The organism is Rhodoferax sp. ZS1R8 (assembly GCF_056521325.1).
Map to the genome: position 1 here is coordinate 748051 of NZ_JBWMBA010000002.1, position 19334 is coordinate 767384.

General features: G+C 60.9%; 19 protein-coding genes. 14 read left to right on the forward strand and 5 right to left on the reverse strand.

All coding sequences use genetic code 11. The features are described 5' to 3' along the window. Window positions 1-5: 5 nt before the first annotated feature. From AC097P_RS09480 to AC097P_RS09505, 6 genes are all read left to right on the forward strand, one after another. A complete protein-coding gene (locus tag AC097P_RS09480; protein WP_479610145.1) occupies window positions 6-1703 on the forward strand; it encodes a DUF4384 domain-containing protein in 1698 nt (565 codons plus the stop codon). Continuing rightward, window positions 1700-2101 carry a hypothetical protein gene (locus tag AC097P_RS09485; protein WP_479610146.1) on the forward strand — a complete coding sequence of 134 codons (402 nt, stop codon included), beginning with the start codon at window positions 1700-1702 and terminating at the stop codon, window positions 2099-2101. The genes AC097P_RS09480 and AC097P_RS09485 overlap by 4 nt, the downstream gene beginning before the upstream one ends. After that, window positions 2098-3243: a tetratricopeptide repeat protein gene (locus AC097P_RS09490; protein WP_479610147.1), complete on the forward strand. Its 1146-nt coding sequence runs from the start codon at window positions 2098-2100 to the stop codon at window positions 3241-3243. Before AC097P_RS09485 ends, AC097P_RS09490 begins: the two co-directional genes overlap by 4 nt. A 14-nt stretch (window positions 3244-3257) precedes the next feature. Continuing rightward, on the forward strand, window positions 3258-3902 hold the full coding sequence (locus AC097P_RS09495) for a pentapeptide repeat-containing protein (RefSeq protein WP_479610148.1): 645 nt from the start codon (window positions 3258-3260) through the stop codon (window positions 3900-3902). A gap of 173 nt (window positions 3903-4075) precedes the next feature. Next, entirely contained in the window at window positions 4076-4537 is a 462-nt protein-coding gene (locus AC097P_RS09500) for a GNAT family N-acetyltransferase (RefSeq protein WP_479610149.1), read from the forward strand. A gap of 335 nt (window positions 4538-4872) precedes the next feature. Beyond that, window positions 4873-5376 carry a DinB family protein gene (locus AC097P_RS09505; RefSeq protein WP_479610150.1) on the forward strand — a complete coding sequence of 168 codons (504 nt, stop codon included), beginning with the start codon at window positions 4873-4875 and terminating at the stop codon, window positions 5374-5376. A gap of 84 nt (window positions 5377-5460) precedes the next feature. Here the strand turns inward: AC097P_RS09505 and AC097P_RS09510 are convergent, their stop codons facing one another. Further along, on the reverse strand, window positions 5461-6723 hold the full coding sequence (locus tag AC097P_RS09510) for an MFS transporter (protein WP_479610151.1): 1263 nt from the start codon (window positions 6721-6723) through the stop codon (window positions 5461-5463). Between the two features lie 166 nt (window positions 6724-6889). Here AC097P_RS09510 and AC097P_RS09515 point away from each other — a divergent pair, with 166 nt between their 5' ends. The 4 genes from AC097P_RS09515 to AC097P_RS09530 all read left to right on the forward strand — a co-directional run bounded on the left by AC097P_RS09515 (window position 6890) and on the right by AC097P_RS09530 (window position 11844). After that, complete coding sequence (locus tag AC097P_RS09515; RefSeq protein WP_479610152.1) at window positions 6890-8350, forward strand: alpha/beta hydrolase family protein; 1461 nt, start codon at window positions 6890-6892, stop codon at window positions 8348-8350. Further along, window positions 8347-10371: a M13 family metallopeptidase gene (locus AC097P_RS09520; RefSeq protein WP_479610153.1), complete on the forward strand. Its 2025-nt coding sequence runs from the start codon at window positions 8347-8349 to the stop codon at window positions 10369-10371. Before AC097P_RS09515 ends, AC097P_RS09520 begins: the two co-directional genes overlap by 4 nt. 23 nt (window positions 10372-10394) lie before the next feature. Next, window positions 10395-10769 (forward strand): DOPA 4,5-dioxygenase family protein, encoded by a 375-nt coding sequence (locus tag AC097P_RS09525; RefSeq protein WP_479610154.1) that lies wholly within the window; start codon window positions 10395-10397, stop codon window positions 10767-10769. A 163-nt stretch (window positions 10770-10932) separates the two neighbouring features. Continuing rightward, entirely contained in the window at window positions 10933-11844 is a 912-nt protein-coding gene (locus AC097P_RS09530; RefSeq protein WP_479610155.1) for a TraB/GumN family protein, read from the forward strand. Window positions 11845-12159: 315 nt separating this feature from the next. On the opposite strand, the gene AC097P_RS09535 is transcribed toward AC097P_RS09530, so the two are convergent. Continuing rightward, a complete protein-coding gene (locus tag AC097P_RS09535; RefSeq protein ID WP_479610156.1) occupies window positions 12160-12792 on the reverse strand; it encodes a hypothetical protein in 633 nt (210 codons plus the stop codon). A gap of 89 nt (window positions 12793-12881) precedes the next feature. Here AC097P_RS09535 and AC097P_RS09540 point away from each other — a divergent pair, with 89 nt between their 5' ends. Both AC097P_RS09540 and AC097P_RS09545 read left to right on the forward strand, forming a co-directional pair. Continuing rightward, window positions 12882-13640, forward strand: a complete 759-nt coding sequence (locus AC097P_RS09540) for a helix-turn-helix transcriptional regulator (protein WP_479610157.1) — start codon at window positions 12882-12884, stop codon at window positions 13638-13640. A gap of 547 nt (window positions 13641-14187) precedes the next feature. Next, window positions 14188-14574, forward strand: coding sequence for a septal ring lytic transglycosylase RlpA family protein (locus AC097P_RS09545; protein WP_479610158.1), 387 nt, complete (start codon window positions 14188-14190; stop codon window positions 14572-14574). Between the two features lie 40 nt (window positions 14575-14614). On the opposite strand, the gene AC097P_RS09550 is transcribed toward AC097P_RS09545, so the two are convergent. After that, entirely contained in the window at window positions 14615-15247 is a 633-nt protein-coding gene (locus tag AC097P_RS09550; protein ID WP_479610159.1) for an NUDIX domain-containing protein, read from the reverse strand. A gap of 62 nt (window positions 15248-15309) precedes the next feature. On the opposite strand from AC097P_RS09550, the gene AC097P_RS09555 reads away from it, so the two are divergent. Further along, the gene (locus AC097P_RS09555; RefSeq protein ID WP_479610432.1) at window positions 15310-16068 is read left to right on the forward strand and encodes a DeoR/GlpR family DNA-binding transcription regulator; all 759 of its coding nucleotides are present in this window, start codon (window positions 15310-15312) and stop codon (window positions 16066-16068) included. A 77-nt stretch (window positions 16069-16145) separates the two neighbouring features. On the opposite strand, the gene AC097P_RS09560 is transcribed toward AC097P_RS09555, so the two are convergent. Beyond that, entirely contained in the window at window positions 16146-17012 is an 867-nt protein-coding gene (locus tag AC097P_RS09560) for an NUDIX hydrolase (protein ID WP_479610160.1), read from the reverse strand. 130 nt (window positions 17013-17142) lie between these two features. On the opposite strand from AC097P_RS09560, the gene AC097P_RS09565 reads away from it, so the two are divergent. Further along, window positions 17143-18051: an SDR family NAD(P)-dependent oxidoreductase gene (locus tag AC097P_RS09565; protein ID WP_479610161.1), complete on the forward strand. Its 909-nt coding sequence runs from the start codon at window positions 17143-17145 to the stop codon at window positions 18049-18051. Between the two features lie 7 nt (window positions 18052-18058). On the opposite strand, the gene AC097P_RS09570 is transcribed toward AC097P_RS09565, so the two are convergent. After that, window positions 18059-19264: a diguanylate cyclase domain-containing protein gene (locus AC097P_RS09570; protein ID WP_479610162.1), complete on the reverse strand. Its 1206-nt coding sequence runs from the start codon at window positions 19262-19264 to the stop codon at window positions 18059-18061. Window positions 19265-19334 lie beyond the last annotated feature (70 nt).

Consider the following 19334-nt stretch of genomic DNA (forward strand, 5'->3'; position numbering starts at 1 on the left):
CAGTTTTGAATCACATTTTGCGGGTCTGTACGTTGGGCCTGGGCGTTGCCGTTTCGGGGTGCACACTTACTTCGGGTCTGGAGCATCGGGTGGATCTGATCGAGAAAGGCTCGATCGAGCAAGCGCCTCTGGTCGCACCGCTTAAGTCGGTTTCGATCCTGCGGGACGGCTTGGCGTGTATGGATCAAATGCTGCGCGAAGAGGGCGCTCCCACCACGCTGATCGCCATCAAGAATATTCCAGATTCCTCAGGCCTGTTCAGCACCGGTACAAAGGACATGCTGATCACCGCTCTGTCGCGCATGTCCCGTACCAGCGATGCTTTCCGGGTGGTTGATTACGAAACCGATCCATTGCGCCAGGACACCGTGCAGACGATGACCAACCTGCTGCTGTCGGCCGGGTTGATTGATTTGCAGAAGCCTCAGATATACATCAGCGGTTCCATCAGCTTTGGGGATAAGACTGTCATCTCCAAACGCAAGAGCATAGGCGTGTCCACCGCAGTTACGGATACCGGCTACAGCTGGGACACGCTGGGATCGGTTGTCGGTATGGACTTGCACCTGGGCGACATGACGACGCGAACGCTATATCCTGGGTTGGATTCAGCGAACGAACTGGTAGTTGCCACCGGAGGCCGGGCGATCGAGATCGGTGCCAAGGCGACTGGCTTGCCCAAGGACGTTGAACGGATCGGTGTGCAGTTTGACATGTCTGCTGACAGCAACCAGGGCGCGGGCGCCGCCATTCGCGCGCTCGTTGACTTGGCCGCCATCGAGTTGGTGGGCAAATGGTCGCGCGTACCCTATTGGCAGTGTGTGCAGTACGACCACAACCATCCCGAGTTCGCGCGCCAGATGCGCCAATGGTATGACGACATGTCTGTGTCGCAACGGGCGTACAACCTGCAACGCGCTTTGACCGCGTTGGGCTACTGGAAAGGTGTGCCAGACGGCGACATTACCGATGACATGCGCACTGCGTTGATGCGGTACCAATCTGCGGTTGATTTGGTCCCCAACGGTCGCATCACCTTTGAAACCTATATGCGTCTGCTGTCCAGCTACGTGGTGGCGGGGAAAGATGGCAAATTTGAGCGCGTGGGCTGGGGCAAAGACGCCGACGGATCGGCGAGCGAAACCCGTGTAGAGGCTGCTCTACCACTGCCCCAAACCGTAAAACCCAAAATGCTACGCCCATGGTCAGAGACCAAAATCACGTTGATTAACAACAACAAAAATAGCCTTAGGGTCGGGGACCCGGTTACGTTGCGCGTGGTGCCATCGCGCACCGGCTACCTCTATTGCTATTACAGGGACGCGGGCAACGTGGTCAGCCAAATCTATCCCAACCCCTTGCAAAAAGCCAAGCAGGTGCAGGGCGGGCGCAGCGTATTGATACCCGACATTACCAACCCCAATACATTCCTGATCGAAGCCACCAAGCCTGGCGACGAAGAAGTTCTTTGCGGTATTGGAGAGTTGCCGGCCGATGCCTATTTGCCCGATCCTTATTCGGCGGCAAACCTTGAGCCTATCGTCTCGACCCGCGATCTCGATGTCGTAAAAGCTTCATTGGCCAACCCGGCGTTGGCCGGCAAATTGTTCTCCACCGGTCTGAAGTGGCAAGTTGTAGGGCTGCCACCTGGCAGCGCAAAAACTGGAGCGAAAAGGGGGTCATCAAAAGGGAGTACGCCATGAGCCGATCCACAACCATGTTGATGCTCTTCTTGGTGCCCATGATTGGCCAGGCAGCCGTCGTCCAGCAAAGTTCCACGGTGAATCCGCATGAGGAAGCAACGTGCCGTGGCAATCTCAAAGCCAATAACAGTCACGGTCGCTCGCGTGGGGTGATCCGGTCAAACGGCAGACTCTACCGACTGCACCAAGTCGACAGTGGGGGCATGTTGGCTATGGGCTATACATACTACGGTGCGCAACGCCCGCATCGTAAGGCCGCTGCGCGCAAGGCGTTCGGCCTCAGGGCTGTCAGAAAGAGCCGCCGCAGCGTGCTGTCGACCGGTTACACCTACCGCACACGACACAGCGGCATCCAGTCCGCGCGCTGTGCAACCCGCACCCGCAGGGTAGTGCCATGAGGCGCACTTTATTGGCGTTGTGCGGCTTCTTGGCGGTGGGTGTTCACGCAGCCATCATTAATGCACCCGAAGCCGCAAGCGCGCAGACAACGGACGCTGACGCACCCGCGGCCCCAAGGAGTTCCATCCAGATGAACAGGGGCGGTGGCGGCTCCCTAAGGCAACAAGACCTCTTGCGCCGTGCGAACGAAGGGGATCTGGATGCCATGGTGGGGCTGGGGTACAGCTACTACGTCGGGCGCCAGCCTCAAAATATGGCGAGCGCGCGCAAATGGTTCAACTTGGCCGCCGACGCAGAAGACCCGCGTGCACTGATGGCGTTGGGGTACTTGACTAGCCTGAGTTACGGCGGTACGCGCGACTTGGTTGAGGGCAAGGAACTGTTGCAGCGCGCTGCGCTTCGAGGTTTGCCCCGCGCCACCTATATTTTGTCGGTGCTGGAGGCAAAGGTGCCCGGTAGCCGAAAGCGAGCCGAGGCGCGGCGCCTGCTGACGCTGGCCGCACAGGCCGGCGACTACGTTGCCCAAAACGCGCTGGGCATAGAGTACGAAATGGATGGTGACGTTCGCAACGCCCGCACCTGGTACACCACTGCCCTTGCCAGCGGCAGTGTGGTGGCAGAGGGCAACTTGGCGCGGTTGGAGAACGCTACCCGCAGCGGTAGACGGGCCCAGTTTGATCGGTTGCGCGATGGCGTGGCTGATGGCGATCCATCGCTCGTCTACGAGCTTGCGGTGCGTTACCACAAGGGAGATGGTGTGCCGCGCGACCTGAATGAGGCGCTACGCCTGTACCGCCAGGCGGCGGGCTTGGGTCACCGTGGAGCAGAAGAAATCCTGTCCTTGATCTTGAGCAAACCCCCTGCTGAGGCAGGGCAATCCTTCTCTCCAGCATGGATGATTGAAGTTGGTGCCAAGATTGGCGGCGTATCCGACAGGAACGATCGAGCCATGTCGAGTCTGGAGCGACCGAAACGCCACGAAGACCTGCTGGAAGGCCTAGTCGATATGGTTTTCGAGACTTTGCCTGAAGCCGGTGCAGACACTGCTTCAGCCAATGCAAACGCAGCAACAGCCGCTAAACCAGACGCCAAGTCTGCAACGGTTCCCCGGCCGATCAAGGCCGAGAAAGTTCGTAAGTAAGAAGGAGAATTTCAATGGCATTTTTTCGCAAGACCCAAATTTTCGTCATTTTGGCAGCCTCTTTTGGCGCAGCCTACAGCCAGTCCGTCGTGATTGACGGCGGCAATATCCGGGTGGACGCAGGTACCGGCAGCAAGGCAACGGTCACTACCAACAAGGCTACCGCCAGCAAGAAGAGCAAGACCGAGGTTATTGCCGGCGACTCTTCAAGCAGCGTGGTGATCGATGGTAAAAACGTGGTCACTACTGCAGTCGGTAATGGTGCAACTGCTGAAACTACTATCGGAAGCCATCGTACGGTCGTAAGCGGAAGTGGCACAACCACTGTAACGAATGTTGGCAGGTCGGCCAGTGTGTCCACCATGGGCAAGGGCGGCAAGGTGTTTGTGAACAGTGACTTCTCAGGGCAGGATTTGAGCCGTGCCAACTACGCGGGTGCATCGTTCACCAATGTGGAGTTGGTTGGAACCAATTTCAGGGGGGTGGATCTGTCCAGGGCTACGTTGACCAATGTTGATCTCTCCAACGCGGATTTGCGTGGAGCGAATTTGGCGGGCGCACAAATGACCAATGTTGACTGGGAGGGGGCACTCCTGGACGGAGCGATCTGGGTGGATGGCCGCCGTTGTGGGCCCACGTCCGTCGGCCGCTGCAGGTAGGCCACCAAACGCGGCTTCGGCGAATGTGGGACGGGCGGGCATAGCCGCGGTATTGGTCGACCCGCGGGTAAAAAATGTCTGTTGAAGCGCATGCCCCATTTTCTGCAGTTGCGACAAGAGTCGCAGAGTCCTCAGACGCCGTTTGCATTGCCGTCCTAGCCACACAGGTCTTTTTGGACACCTATGCGACCGATGGCATCCGGCTATCCATTGCCCAAGAGGCTCTTGAACACTTCTCTCCAAGCGCAATCTCCGCGCAGATTGGGCAGCCCCATGCTACCTTCATCGTTGCAGAGCTGTCGGGTCACATGGTTGGATTTGCGCAGCTCACCGTTGGCTCCAAGCATGTACTGGTCCCCGCAGAAAAAGTAGCGGAGTTGGACCGGCTCTATGTGCTGGAGCGGTTCAGCGGCAAGGGTATCGGCACGCTGTTGCTGCGCTGCGCGGAAGATCGCGCAGCATTGCAGGGGGCATCAATGCTATGGCTCACGGCCTGGGAGGGCAACCATCGCGCACTTGCCTTCTACGCCAGGTGCCGTTACTCCGACCTTGGAGCAACCATGTATGTCTTTCAGGACGAGCAATTTGGGAACCGGGTGTTCGCCAAGGCGCTACATGCTTCAACCGAAAGTTGACCTACCCTTTACGGACTTGTCCGTCAGTCCTCATGCCCATCCATCGCCGACGCATTGTGCTCGCCGGAGCATCCCTCCCGTTTATCACGTCCTGTGCCACGGACATCCACTTGCTCCGTGAGCGGCCCGTTGTGGCGCTGGCCCAAGACTTGGGCGTTTGCTCCGCGGTATACGCCATGCTGCGAAGGGGCACACCGGCCGTGCCTATTGCAGTCTCAGCATGCGATACACAGCCCGATAGGAGCAAAATTACGCGGCTGGTCGGGTATTGGCCGGAACCTTACGTAGCGCCTGCGAACCGGGCGCACCCTGTTGAGACCATCGAGTGAATGAGCATGTCCCAGAAAATTTTGTCATCCCTTTTTGCCCAAAAGTCTTGGGCCAACCGCGAACTGTTTGATGTTGTGGCTTCGGTCTCGCCAACGGAGCACGGGGATCGCTTGCACGCTGCGATTCGCACGTTGAACCACATCTATGTCGTCGATCGCATCTTCCGCGCCCACCTGTTGGGCGAGATGCACGGTTACGCTGCCACGAACACGACGGAAACGCCCGAGTTGGGCGAGCTGCACTTCGCTGTTGCCGAAACCGACGGTTGGTTTGAGAAGCATGTTGCGGACATTACAGAATCCGACCTCGCACAAAGCGTGGTTTTCCAGTTCACCGATGGCGACTCGGGCACCATGACACGTGAAGAGATGCTGTTCCACGTGCTGACCCACGGGTCTTACCACCGCGGCAATGTAGGCCAAATCCTCAAAGACATTTCGGTCTCGCCCCCACGTGATTTGTTGACCAAGTTTTTGCACGTTCGTGAGCCATCGCGCCGGCATGCCTGAACGTGGCGCTTCGGGGTAGCGCGTCAGCGCTGGACGTGCTATATTTTTAGTAGCGTATTACGCCCATCGGACGAGGGCTGCGGGCTATTTTCTTAAAAATATTCCTGGGTATTGGTGCAAATACCAGTCCACCACCTGCTCATGCCCAAGGCTCAAGAATTCCTTCAGGCGCGGCACCCACATAAAACCCAGCACGCTGGTGGCCATCAGCAAACCGAAGGCGGTGTAGACAGCATCCACGCTCCAATGGGCCAGCGCCAGGCCAACCAATGCTGGGCCCAGGGCTCCAGCTGTTTGCGCGGCCATGGACGATGCAGCAAATATGCGTACCCGGTGGGTTTGTGGAATCGCCAGCGCGCGGTGCGTGGCGCCCACCAGGCCCATGCTGGCGTTGCAAAAGCCTGTGAGCGCCAAGCCCATGACCACCAGATACGGTGACGTGGCAAACCCCACCATCGCCAGCGCAAGACCCTCGCAAAACCCCAGACCCAGGCGCACCCGGTAGCGCCCAAACTGCTGCACCAGTAACTCTGAACCAAAGACGCTGCCCATCAGCACGCCCACTGACAGGGCACCCAGGCACACCCCCAGCCAGTTGCCGCCCAGACCCAGCGCATGCACCTTGATGGGAATCAGAATACCAACGGCCGGGCCCTGGAAGATCCACACCACAAAATTCACCGCCGTCCAGCCGCGCTCCATTGGCACCTGCCACTTGGCGGATATGCCGCTGCGCAGTCCTTGCCACCACTGGGCAAGGCCCACACCGTGCATTGCCGGCATGGCACGGGTAGGGATGCGGGTAGCGCCGACTATGGCAAACACCAGCAGCACGGCATAGACGCCCAATGCTCCCACCACACCGCCCACACCCAATGCCAAGCCTGCCAGTAGCGGGCCGCCAATGCCGCTCAACGATTGGCAGGTTTTACGCATGCGTATCGCACCGGCCAGTTTGTCTGCTGCTAGCAACTCGGCCAGGATAGTTGCGCGCGCCTGATCCACAAACGCCGCCGCTACAGCCTGCGCTGCTGCCAGCGCCATCAGTAGCGGAAGGCTGAACTTTCCCCATGCGGCCAACACGATATAGGCCAGCGCAATGGCAAGCATGGCAGCCAAAGCAAACTGGATCTGCCGTGCCTTGCAGATACGGTCACCAAACGGAGATGCCAGCGGAACTGACAGCAGCATAGCGACGGCCAGTGTGGTGCCGTAGATGGCAACACCGCTCGCGCCGGCGCTGCTGGTCACCCACCAGGGGATTACTACCAGCGCGCAAAGCTCTGCCAGTTGTACCAGGGCATCTGTGAATAGAAAACTGCGCAGCGCAGTAGGCAATTGGGGCACGGGGGGTATCAGCTCACTGCAAAAACGGTGGGTAAGTCTTTTTTGGACTGGGGCAAATATACTGCGGCTTTGCTGCCTTCCCGCGCTACGGTCTCGCTGGGCTACGCTGCCAAGTCGGTACCATGTCAGCTGCTTTCATCGACACCAATACAACGAGGAGACTGCCTTGCCCACGCTATTGAAAACTGCCACCGTGCTCTCTGCCATGTCACTTGTTCTGGCTGGTTGCGCCCAGACTGTGAATGTGCCAGAGGACACGCGCCCACACGACGCCCGCAACGACTTCGTGCCCGCCAATAGCGAGTTCGCGGCGATGGCTAATAGCTCCACGCCCACAGACCGTTGGAACGGTGTGCTGGGTGGTGCGGCCTACCGTGTAGAGGTGCCCACTACCGGGTGGAATGGCAAGCTAGTGATGTACGCGCACGGCTATGCGGGCACCGGCAAAAGCCTGGTGGTGCAAGACCCGCCGATACGCCGCTACCTGATCGACAACGGCTACGCCTGGGCGGCGTCCAGCTACAGCAAAAACTATTACGACGTGCGTGCTGGCGTGGAAGACACGAATGCGTTGGCCCTGGCCTTCAACGACATCGCCGCCCGCAACGGGCGTCCGTTGGCAGCTCCTAGCAAGACCTACATCTTTGGCCGCTCGATGGGCGGCCACATCGCTGCTGCGGCGGTAGAGACCGAGACCTTGGCCACTGCGCGAAACAAGGTTCGCTACGACGGCGCCGTGCCCACTTGCGGCGTGCTGGACGACGAAGGCCTATGGGCCTATTTCGGTGGCTACCAGTTAGCCGCGCAGCAGTTGGCGGGCCTGCCGGCGGCGTCGCTGCCCGTGAGCAACTGGCAACCGATCTCTGCCCACGTGCGCATGGCGTTGTTCAACAGCACCACGTCCTTTGCCACCCCGACACCCCAGGGCCTGCTGCTCAAGAGCATTGTCAAAAATTTGACTGGTGGTGAGCGCCCGTTGTTTGATGAAGGCTTTGCCAACGACAGTTTGCAGAACGTGGTCTGGGGAACTTTTGGTGACGATGGCACCGTGCGCGGCATTCTCAATGCCAATGGTGTCGATACGCGTGGCCTGCGCTACCGCTTTGATGCGCCTGAAGCCGTGGTGGCTGCGTTCAACGCGTCCATCGGCAAGTCCACGCCCGCGCCCGATGCCAACCGCCTGCGCCGCGATGGTCTGCGCTGGATTCCCAAAGTGCATGCGGATTTCAATGTACCGGTATTGACCATCCATACGCTGGGCGACATGTACGTGCCCTTCGGCCAGGAGCAGAGTTACGCCGCGCGCGCCACGGCCAAGGGCCATGCCGGCCTACTGGTGCAGCGCGCCATACGCGCGCCCAGCCATTGCGACTTCACCGTGGCAGAGCAGGCACGGGCATTTGCGGATTTGGCCCGATGGGTAGAGCAGGGTGTCAAACCCGCCGGCGATGACGTCACCACACCCCCCACCATTGCCAGCGCCAACTACGGTTGCACCTTTACCGACAACACGCTGGCCGCGGACGATACCGCGGCCGTAAAGGCGGCGCGTACCCCTGGCAAATTACCGGCGTGTAACGCCCGGCCTGCGGCAGGGGTCACCACACCGACCAAGACATCTTCATGAAAACCGCCACGTTTGCAGCCTGCATTGCGCTTGCAATACCCGCGTTCGCACAAACCACTTCACCACTAGTCTCTGGCATAGATACCAAGGCATTCGACACCTCGGTGCGCGTGCAGGACGATTTCTACGGCCACATCAATGGCCTGTGGGCCAGGACCACGACCATCCCGGCCAGCAAGGCGCGCTGGGGCACGTATGACCAACTGCGCGAAACCGCCCAAGAGCAGGTGCGCACCATCCTTGACGAAACGGTAAAGAACCCAGGCGCCGCGGGCAGCGAGACGCGCAAGATCGCCGACCTGTACATGAGCTTTGTCGACGACAAGGCGCGCAACGCTGACGGTATCAAACCGCTGCAGGCGGACCTGGACCGCATCGCTGCACTGCGCGACAAGAAGGACTTGCCGGCGCTGATGGCCTACCTCAGCCGCAGCGACGTAGCAATGCCGTTTGGGTTGGACATTCACCAAGATGCCAAAGACGCTACGCGCCACGCCGTATACGCAAGCCAAAGCGGTCTGGGTCTGCCCGACCGCGACTACTACCTGAAGGACGATGACACCAAGCTGAAGGCTGCGCGCACGGCCTACCTGCAGCATGTGCAGACCATGCTGGCCATGGGCGGCGATGCGCAGGCAGCGGCCCACGCGTCCGATGTGCTGACGCTGGAAACCGCGTTGGCCAACGTGCAGTGGAGCCGGGTGGAAAGCCGCGATGCACTGAAGACCTACAACCCCATCGCCTTGGACAAACTTGCAGAGCTGACACCAGGCTTTGACTGGCAGGCGTATCTGGACGCTGCTGGTCTCAAAGGCAAGACAGACTTTGTGGTTGTGCGCCAGCCAAGCTACTTCGCGGCCATGGCCGGCGTTGTCAACACGCAGCCACTGGAGGCCTGGAAGAGCTACCTGACCTGGCATCTGCTGGCCAGCTACGCACCGTATCTGTCGACCGCTTTTGTAGAAGAGCGCTTTGCCTTTACCGGCAAGACACTGCGCGGTGTACCCGAAAGCGAGCCGCAGTGGCAGTTGGCGCAGCGCTTTGTCGACAACGCCATGGGTGAGGCGGTAGGCAAGCTATATGTCGCCAAGTTTTTCCCGCCAGAGAACAAGGCCAGGGTGCAGGCCATGGTCGATAACTTTCTGGCGACCTTCCGCGAGGGTATAGACGCGCTGGAGTGGATGGGCCCAGGCACCAAGAAAGAAGCCCAGGCCAAGCTGGCTGGCTTCCGCGCCAACATTGGCTACCCCGACAAATGGCGCGACTACTCCGCGCTGCAGACCCGGCCGGATGACCTCGTGGCCAATGTGCGGGCCACGTACCAATTTGCGTACCAACGCAGCGTGGGCAAACTGGGTCGGCCGGTGCGCCGTACTGAATGGTCCATGCTGCCGCAGACCGTTAACGCGCAGTTCAGCCCACTGAAGAACACCATCACCTTCCCGGCCGCGCTGCTGCAGCCACCGTTCTTCAATGTGAACGCTGAAGACGCCGTCAACTATGGTGCGGTCGGCACCAGCATCGGCCATGAGATCAGTCACGGCTTTGACGACCAGGGCAGCCAGTACGACGGCCTGGGTAATCTGCGCAACTGGTGGACGGCCGAAGACCGTGCCAGTTTTGCGACCCGAGCCGAAGGCCTGGTGCAGCAGTATTCGGCCTTCAGCCCGGTGCCGGGGTATTTTGTGAACGGTAAGCTGACGCTGGGCGAGAACATTGGCGACAACTCTGGCGTGGCCGTTGCTTACAAGGCCTACCGCCGATCGCTGGGCGGCAAGCCGTCCCTGGTGTTGGATGGCCTGACGGGGGAGCAGCGGCTGTACATCGGCTTTGGCATCAAATTTCGCTCGCTGCAGCGAGAGGATGCGGCCATTGTGCAGGTCAAGACCGATCCCCATTCGCCCGGTGAATTCCGCGTGCGCGGCACGGTGGCCAACCAGCTTGGCTTCTACGAGGCCTTTGGCATCAAGCCTGGTGACAAGATGTACTTGCCGCCTGAACAGCGCGTCGTCATGTGGTGAGTTGCCACCAGGAATTGCCGACCATGAATCCACTTGCAGAAGCGTCCACCCCCACCATCCGCGGCTACCACGCCCACATCTACTTCGCGCAAGACACCGTGGCGCAAGCCCGCGCACTGTGTGAGGCCGCGGAGCAGCGTTTTCGCGTGGCCATGGGTCGTGTACACGAGCGGCCGATAGGCCCGCACCCGGATTGGAGCTGCCAGCTCGCCTTCTCGCCTGCCGTGTTTGCCGAACTGGTGCCATGGTTGTCCATGCACCGCGGCGGCCTGGTGGTGTTTGTGCACCCCATCAGCGACAACGAGGTGCTGGACCATACCGACCGCGCGATGTGGATGGGCGCAGTGCGCCCGCTGGACTTGAGCGTGCTGAGCGTGGGGCCGGGGAGCCTGGATTAGCCTCCACGTTCGCCCACTGCACGGGGCTATCTGCTCCCCCGTGGAGGCGGTTACCTTTTCTGGGTTCGACCCAAAGTGGGCGTAGACTAGTGCGAAATTGGCGCCCCGAAGCAGGCTTTGAGTGCCTTGAAAACCGGTGGCTCACCTATTTTGAATAGTTATCATGAAATCGCCATGGACTTTTTTTCTGACCATATCTCCCGCCTTGTTTCTAAGCGTCGCACTAGCGAGTAGCGTCCCGGCTATCGCGCAAACTCCAGAGAAGACGGCTGCCAAGGGTATCTTGTACGAAGTCAAATCGGCGACGAATACCGTTTATTTGTTCGGTTCCCTTCACGTGGGAAAAGCAGATTTCTATCCTCTATCTGAGACTGTCGAGGTGGCTTATCGCCAGACCGATGTGCTGTCCGTGGAGTGGGACGTTTCTGACAACGCCGCAGTGATGAAGTTGCCGCCATTGAGCATGTATTCCCCACCAGACAAACTGGAGAATCATGTGACCGCAGCTACATGGCAAAAGCTTCGGTCGGCGACGGGACCCGCAGCTGAAACTTTCCAGTCGCTCAAGCCCGCGTTCCTGTCGATGAAGTTGATGATGCAGGCGTACACGCGGCAGGGTTACGATCCCAAAATGGCGGTTGATCTGCATTTCATTGAGCGTGCAAAAATCGATAAAAAGAAGGTTGTCGAACTTGAGGGCTTCGACCTTCAGTTGCGAATTCTGGGTGGTTTGAGTGATGAGGATGGAAATGCGATCCTTGATCAAACGCTCGATGGATGGCGTAGCGGTGAGGCGCTGCGTGAAATAGCTGACGTGGTTAGTGCTTGGAAATCTGGTGACGCGGCCAGGGTAGCGACGCTGGTGCGCGATGCTGCCAACAAAGATGCTGGCTCAAAAAAAGTCTGGAAGGTCTTGCTTGATGATCGAAATGTCGGCATGGCAAAAAAAATTGCCACGGCGCTAGAACATGGCGATAAACTTTTCGTAGTCGTTGGTGCAGGCCATTTGGTAGGTGAGAACAGTGTGACGGATTTGCTGATGAAACACGGACTGCAAGTGCGGCAAATCAAGTAATTACACGATAGCAAAGTTGCGAAGAGCTGCATCTAGTCGCAACGCTAGACACGTTACCGGCGTGCTATGGCAAGACGTTTTTTTGCCACTGCGCGATGCGCTGCGCATGGGGTGCTGTGAATTGCCCGCACATTTTCCTTCTCGTGTGGACGTGAAGCAATGAAGCCGCCGGTCAGGGGGCGCCAAGTAATGCATGTTTACTTCCAATGACCAGTCATTCACAAAGGACCGCATCTGCCCCTAAGTGTCTGAGGGACCTGTCCCTGAGCGTCATACTCGACGCCCGGTCCTGGACGTTCAATTAGTCCGAGCGCCCTACAGACCTTGTACGCGGCTCCAGAAGCCCATCTGCACGCTTCCTGGTTCCATTAGCGACAGGTAGTGCTGGCAGGCCTTCGCAAAACCCCCAGGCTCGTTGCCGCTGTGCCAACTCTGGCACAGGGCTTCGGCGCGGGCGGCGCTTTCGGCCAGCACGAGATCCACGTACTCGCCTCGGCCGTTGTGCAGGATGGCATGTTCTACAAACCCTGGCTGGCCTTCGTACAGGCCCTGCACCATCTCGCGGGCGGCGGACGGCAACTCTGCGGCGGTAGAGCCCGCGCGCAGCCGGAAGTGCGAAAACTCGAGTCCTCCCCAGGTCGGGCCTGTACCGTGCACGGCCACCGGCTGACCGATGCGTGGCGCGGCGTCCGCCTGCATCAATCCGAAGTACGCCCCGCAGGCGGGAAAGGACGTGGCCTTTCCAATGGCCTCATGTGCGGCTTCCAGTGAGCGCCAGGTCACTAGATCGGCGTAGTGCCGATCAGCCAGCTTCAAAGTCTGGCGGGCGATGAAGCCAGGCTGTTGGTCCAGGAACTCGCGTTGCATGGCTGTAGAGGCTTCAAGCAGGGCAGCTTCGGTGGCATGGGGGTGCAGGGCGAACTCGGCCCATTCGGTGGTGTGCGGCATGACGATGTATCTTTTGTGGGTTGAACAAGACGTAGATGTTGCGCACTTGACTGCCATAACACGGCAGTCAAGTTGGGCACAATGCGGCCATGACCCTTGTCCCTCGCGCTACGGCCGGCAATCCGTCGCTTCTGAATCGGCTGGAGCGGCTGGACGCACTCACCGCCTTGCTTTCCGACGGACTGCCACATGCAGTGCCGGAACTGGCTGAAATGCTGCGAGTGAGCGAACGGACGCTCGCGCGCGACCTGCAGTTGCTGCGCCAGCGCGGGTTGTCGCTCGAGAGCACAAGTGGACACGGCGGAGGGGTGCGCCTGTCGCGCGATTCGGTTCATTTGAGCTCACTGCTGTTGCGCGAGGAGCAGGCGGTGGAACTGCTGCTGGCCATGGCGGCTAGCGAGGCGCTGGGGTTGTCGCTTTCGGCCGAACTAGCCGGCGTGCGCGCGCAGCTGGCGAGAGCCTTTGCACCGGCGGACCGGGCGCGCATCCGCGAACTGCGCCAGCGCATCCGGGTGTGCACGCCCGCGTCGGATGCGGTGCGGCAAACCCTGCGCCCAGAGGGCCCACGCGTTCGCCGCGTGGTGCACGCCGCGTTCGTGCGCTACCAGCGGCTGGCGATTGCCTATCGCGCGGTGGACGGGCGCAGCAGCCAGCGTCGTATCGAGCCACACGCGCTGCTTCTGGCTTGGCCGTTCTGGTACGTGCTAGCCTGGGATCTTGATCGCAACTTGGTGCGCACCTTTCGCTTGGACCGCATTGAAAGCTCGGAACTACTGGAAGAGACCTTTCGCCCCAGGCCGCTGCAGGCTTTCTGGGACCATTGTGAGGGTGTCGGTTTAACACTTTAAGGTCCTAGAATTTGCCCATTGGGTCGGAGCCCGGCAACTCTTTCACCACGGGGCGTTGCACTTTGAGGGCGGTGCGATGGTGTAGAAAATGTTTGTCCATGACCGCTGATCCATTGAAGCTTTATCTGATGTAGACGGTTTTAGACGGCTGCTCTGCTCGGATGCTGTCGAAAGTGAGTGGGCCTGAATTTACTCATCTGTTTCCGTAAGCAGTCCTACGAGAACGACTGCAGTTGGGCCTGTGGACACCCAGGCGTCCAAAATCGTGCGCAGGTAGCTTACGCTGCCGGTACCAACATTGGGTTGGTCATAATCCGGTCCAACCAATGGGAGCCCCAAAACGAGTGTTTTCTAAATGATCTATCGGTGCTTTAAGGTGCTTATTGGGCTGGGTGCGGCCGTTCTGGTGGGGTGTGCGACACCTTTGCCCGCCGCAGTTCCGCCGCCAGCGAGCCTTGTTCCGCCGCTCCTGGTTTACGCCACCCCGGCGGTGCCGCCAGCTCCGGCGCGACCCTCCGCACCCGCGGGCAGTGACACGAGCGCGCTAATGGGTGATCAGACCCAAACGCCTCTGGTAGCCGGTGAGCCCTGGAGGCAGCGGGGAATAGCCTCCTGGTACGGTAAAAGGTTTAACGGCCGGCGCACGGCCAGTGGCGAGCGCTTCAGCGCTGGGGGTTTTACCGCTGCGCACCGCACCCTGCCCATTCCCAGCTACGTGCGAGTGCGCCGGGTGGCCAGCGGGGAGGAGGTCACTGTGCGTATCAATGACAGGGGGCCGTTTCATCCGGGGCGTGTGCTGGATCTCAGCCACGCGGCGGCAAACAAACTCGGCATCTTGGGATCAGGCAGTGCGGAGGTTGAGATGGAGCTCATGACTGAAGAAGAATGGAGATTCTCGGGGAGTAACACCAACCCCAGCATCTTGCGCAAATAGCTCACGCCACCTTTGTATTGACTGGCGGTATGCATGAAACCTAGGCAAGCTTTTCCCAGCCCACCAGGGCCGCGTGCTGCAACAGCATGATGGTCTTGCCGTCCTGAATCGTACCGGTCCCGATCTGTGCCAGCGCGTCTGGCAGCGTCAGTTCGATCACTTCAATATCCTCCCCCTCGTGCACATGTCCGCCACCCTGTGAAAGCTGGTCGGCCGCCTCGTACGCCGCGGCGAAGAAGTGCAGCTTCTCGGTGACGGAGCCTGGGCTCATATAGGCCTCAAACAGCTTGCGCGGGTTGCGGATCCGGAAACCCGTTTCCTCCGCTGCCTCGCGGCGTATGCAGGTCTCGGGGTCCTCGCCGTCCAGCAGGCCGGCGCAGGCCTCGACCATCATGCCGTCTGCGTTGCCATTCACAAACGTCGGAAAGCGGAATTGGCGCGTCAGAACGACGGTGTTGCGGCTGGCGTTGAACAGCAGCAGCACGGCGCCGTTGCCACGGTCGTAGGTCTCACGGCTCTGGCGCTGCCAGCTACCGTCGCGGCGCAGGTAGTCAAACGTGGTTTTCTTCAGCACATACCAGTTGTCGGACAGCAGTTCGACATCCACAACTTTGACACGGGAAGGGGTTTCTGGGGTATGGACTGGTGTGGTGGATGGCAGGGTAGGTGGCATGGTGGTGATTCGTGCAAAAACGTGCAGTTTAGTATAATTTCATGCAAGTAAAACGAAACGCCATGCTGACCACCCAACGCAAAAAACTGATTCAGGACCGCCTGTTGCAAGACGGCGAAATCATCGCCAAAAGCCTGAGCCAGGAGTGGGGTGTGTCCGAGGACACGATCCGCCGCGACCTGCGCGAGTTGGCCCAAGAGGGCAAGCTGCAGCGCGTGCACGGCGGCGCGCTGCCGGCGTCCAGAGCGCTGGCCACGCTGGATGCGCGCGAGCATATTGGGGCGGCCGACAAGCAGGCGCTGGGGCGGGCCGGCGCGGCCATGGTCAAGTCCGGGCAACTGGTGTTTCTGGATGGCGGCACGACGGCCCTGCAGTTGGCCCGGCATCTGCCCCACGACCTGCGCGCTACCTTCGTCACGCACAGCCCCACCGTAGCGCTGGAGCTGGCGACCAAGCCGCTGCTGGACATCATCATGCTGGGCGGCACGCTATACCGGCACTCCATGGTCAACGTGGGTGCGGCCGTGGTGGCCGCGGTGGCCGGCTTTAGCGCCGACCTGTACTTCATGGGCGTAACTGGTGTGCACGCGACGGCCGGCCTGAGCACTGGCGACTTTGAAGAGGCGGCGGTCAAACGCGCGCTGCACGCGCAGGCGGCCGAGACCATCGTGCTGGCATCTGCCGAAAAGCTGGGCACAGCGTCGCCCTATGTGGTGGCGGCCGTCGGGGCGGTGTCTGCCATCATGGTGCAGCCAGGGGTGTCCGCAGATAAGGTCCAGGCGCTGAACGCCGCTGGTGGCCGCGTGGTGGTGCTGGAGTAAGTCCTAGGATTCGATACAGTTTTGATAGCTGCTTACGCTTGTTGCACGAGGGCTACAGCCCCATTTGTCATATGACTTCAGCTGAAAAGGGCCTCAAACCCCGCCACCGGTTCGAAGCGCTTGTTGCGAAACAGCAGCCGCGTCACGCCTGGCAGCGCGCGCTGCGCGACCGAGTGCCGCGGGTCGCCTGGGTAGCACAGCACGCGTGTGCCGTTTTCGTCAAATGACTCGGGCAGCACCAGCGGCGGCGGCTGCTTGCGCGCTGCATCCATGACGCTGGCCACCGTGTGGTGGCGGGACAGGTGCGACAGGCTCATGATCTGCGGTGGCGCCAGTTCGATCTGGCCATCCCAGTACTGCTGCAGCGCGGTGCGCGGCGCCAGCCACACGCTCTCGGTGGCCTCGTAGGCATCGTGGGTAGCTTCTTGCTCCGCTGGCACGGCCGCCACAAAGAAACGGGTGTCAAAACGCTTGTTGGTAACCGACGGCATGCGCGGCGTGATCCAGCGGCTCCACGGCAACACGTGCTGTGTCTGCAGCCGCACCTGTAGCTCGGCCAGCAACTGGTTGAAGGGCTTGGCCGTGTCATGCAGCAGCGCGGCGCGGGCGGTGGCGATGTCGGGGGTGAACAGCACGCGGGATTCTTCAAAGGCCTCGCGTAGCGCTGCTACGTACAGCCCGGTCGCCGTACTGACCGGCGTTTGCGGCTCGCCCAGTGCGGCGTGCAATTGGCCCGGGTCCTGGTCCAGGTGGGCGGCGGCGTCCAACAGGGCGTCGTTGGCATCGAGCTTGCCGCCAGGGAACACGTAGGCACCGCCCAGCACGTCCGACAAACCGTGGCGTTTGACGAGGAACACCTCCAGGCCACTGGGCGCATCGCGCAGCATGACGACGGTGGCGGCGTCGCGGGGTGGGGCGGTGGGTACTTCGGAGTTCAGTTCCATGGTGTTATGACAGGGTGTCTCGGTGTTGACGCAACGGCGGCCAGCGGTGATTTACAGTGTTTGCTGAATCGCGATTCTGCGCCGCAGATCTGCCTTGCTGTGTTGTTTGCCAATAAAAGGAAGTGTGTCTATGACGATCGATTTCAAAGGGCGTGTTGCCATTGTGACGGGTGCGGGCGGCGGCCTGGGTCGCGAACATGCCTTGGCACTGGCGGCGCGTGGCGCCAAGGTGGTGGTCAATGACCTGGGCGGCGCACGTGATGGCTCTGGCAGTTCGCTGAGCGCCGCCGAGGCCGTGGTGGCCGAGATCCGCGCTGCGGGCGGTGAGGCCATTGCCAACGGCGCATCCGTCACAGACTGGGACGCCGTGCAGGCCATGGTGAAGCAGGCGGTGGACACCTGGGGCCGCGTCGACATTCTGGTCAACAACGCCGGCATCCTGCGCGACAAGAGTTTTGCCAAGATGGAGCTGGCTGATTTTCGCCTCGTCATGGACGTGCACCTGATGGGTGCCGTGCACTGCTGCAAGGCCGTGTGGCCGCACATGGTGGAGCAGAAGTACGGCCGCATCCTGATGACGACGTCCAGTTCCGGGCTGTACGGCAATTTCGGCCAGTCTAACTACGGCGCGGCCAAGCTGGCAGTGGTGGGCCTGATGCAGACTTTGTCCATTGAAGGTGCCAAGTCCGACATCCGCGTCAATTCGCTGGCGCCCACGGCCGCCACGCGCATGACACAAGACCTGATGACCGAGGCCGTGCTGGCCGCGTTGAAGCCCGAGGCGGTGGTTCCCGCCATGCTGGTGTTGGTGTCCGAAGGCGCGCCCACGCGCACCACGCTGTGCGCTGGCGCCGGCAGTGTGGAGGCCGCCCACATCACGATGACACAGGGCGACTGGATTGGCGTTGGCAGCGATGCGCCGGAGCGCTTGGCAGCCCAGCTGCAGACCGTGCTGGACCGCAATGGCGAGACCGTGCCGCCCAACGGCTCCGCGCAAGGCTCGCACGAGGTGGCCCGCGCGATGGCCAAGCTGGTTTGAAGTCTGCCTAAGAACTGAGCGGCCCTGCTACGGTGGGCCGCATGTCGGGCTGTTCGCTGGCGGACAGGGCCATGCGCTCGGCCTGGTCGATGATGGCGGCGGCGTCGGTCTTGTCGGCGTGTATCGATACGGCGCCGATGCCGAACAGGGGTACAAAAGAGTGGTAGTCGCCATCGGGCCCCAGTATGTTCAAGGGCTTGCCCATCAGGTAGTGCAGGCGCTGCAGGGTTTTCTCCACCAGGCGCGTCTTGCTGTCGGTGGAGATCACGACCACAAAGCAGCGTGGGTGGTAGAGCCCCACCACGTTGCGGAAGCCCACCGAGCGGCGCAGCCGGGCCGACATCGCTGCCAGTATCTGCTTGTCGGCGTTGTGGCCCGCGGCTTCGGCCAGTTCGTACAGGTTGCGCACATGCAGGCAGATAACCGTGCATTCCTGGTGCCGGCGCGCGCTGCGCCAGAACGCATCATCCATCTTGGACAGCAGCACCGAACCCTTGGGCAGGCCGGTGGCGGCGTCGTCCCCCTGATCGAGACCCGCCAGGCGTACCAGGCGGCGGTTCAGCCGGTCACGGCGCAATCCCAGGTAGGTGCCCACCATGAAGTAGCCCACCGTGCAGACCGCGGTCAGTGTCCACATGCCCATGCCCAGGTCGGCGTGCAGCGCGTGCGCATACAGCCCGGCGATCATGCAGGCAAGCAAAGCGCTGGCACCGAGTATGCCCATAGCCAGCCGGTCTCCCAGCGCAACAGCACGCAAGGCAATCACTACGCTCAGCAGCACGGCTAGGGCAGTGATACCAAAGGCAATGGCCAGCAGGCTGGGCCAATCTTCCGGCGGGCGTAGCAGCGTCAGCACGACCATGACCACGCCCGCCCCAAACTGGGTCCAGGCGCCCCAGCGCACGGTGTGGCGCACGACGCGGTCTTCGGCCGCAACCCCCATCCACAACCCCAGATAGCTCAATGCCAGCGCGCCGCTGAACAGGCCTAGGCTGTTTTGCAACAGGTGCAGTATCTGGGATGAGAGCGTGGGGAACAGCGCTTGCGCCAGATCGGTCAGCGCGACGCATGCCGCGCCGGTCAGCACCACGAACACAAAGGCGCGGGCCGATGCAATGCTGCGCCGTATCACGGCATCCGCCAGAGCGAACGCAGCCAGTGTCGCCACGCCTCCCAGCATGGCCGACCAAAGAATGAGTTCGGCGGGCTGCATGCGGGATTATGGTGGTAACTTAACCTTGGCCAGCAACGATTTTTGGGCTGTGGTAACTTTGCGCCCCACA

Excerpts from the sequence above, each read along its gene's own strand:
- AC097P_RS09485 (WP_479610146.1), top strand. The coding sequence starts at position 1,700 with ATGAGCCGATCCACAACCATGTTGATGCTCTTCTTGGTGCCCATGATT.
- AC097P_RS09490 (WP_479610147.1), top strand. The coding sequence starts at position 2,098 with ATGAGGCGCACTTTATTGGCGTTGTGCGGCTTCTTGGCGGTGGGTGTT.
- AC097P_RS09495 (WP_479610148.1), top strand. The coding sequence starts at position 3,258 with ATGGCATTTTTTCGCAAGACCCAAATTTTCGTCATTTTGGCAGCCTCT.
- AC097P_RS09505 (WP_479610150.1), top strand. The coding sequence starts at position 4,873 with ATGTCCCAGAAAATTTTGTCATCCCTTTTTGCCCAAAAGTCTTGGGCC.
- AC097P_RS09520 (WP_479610153.1), top strand. The coding sequence starts at position 8,347 with ATGAAAACCGCCACGTTTGCAGCCTGCATTGCGCTTGCAATACCCGCG.
- AC097P_RS09525 (WP_479610154.1), top strand. The coding sequence starts at position 10,395 with ATGAATCCACTTGCAGAAGCGTCCACCCCCACCATCCGCGGCTACCAC.
- AC097P_RS09530 (WP_479610155.1), top strand. The coding sequence starts at position 10,933 with ATGAAATCGCCATGGACTTTTTTTCTGACCATATCTCCCGCCTTGTTT.
- AC097P_RS09535 (WP_479610156.1), bottom strand. The coding sequence starts at position 12,792 with ATGCCGCACACCACCGAATGGGCCGAGTTCGCCCTGCACCCCCATGCC.
- AC097P_RS09540 (WP_479610157.1), top strand. The coding sequence starts at position 12,882 with ATGACCCTTGTCCCTCGCGCTACGGCCGGCAATCCGTCGCTTCTGAAT.
- AC097P_RS09545 (WP_479610158.1), top strand. The coding sequence starts at position 14,188 with ATGGGTGATCAGACCCAAACGCCTCTGGTAGCCGGTGAGCCCTGGAGG.
- AC097P_RS09550 (WP_479610159.1), bottom strand. The coding sequence starts at position 15,247 with ATGCCACCTACCCTGCCATCCACCACACCAGTCCATACCCCAGAAACC.
- AC097P_RS09555 (WP_479610432.1), top strand. The coding sequence starts at position 15,310 with ATGCTGACCACCCAACGCAAAAAACTGATTCAGGACCGCCTGTTGCAA.
- AC097P_RS09560 (WP_479610160.1), bottom strand. The coding sequence starts at position 17,012 with ATGGAACTGAACTCCGAAGTACCCACCGCCCCACCCCGCGACGCCGCC.
- AC097P_RS09565 (WP_479610161.1), top strand. The coding sequence starts at position 17,143 with ATGACGATCGATTTCAAAGGGCGTGTTGCCATTGTGACGGGTGCGGGC.
- AC097P_RS09570 (WP_479610162.1), bottom strand. The coding sequence starts at position 19,264 with ATGCAGCCCGCCGAACTCATTCTTTGGTCGGCCATGCTGGGAGGCGTG.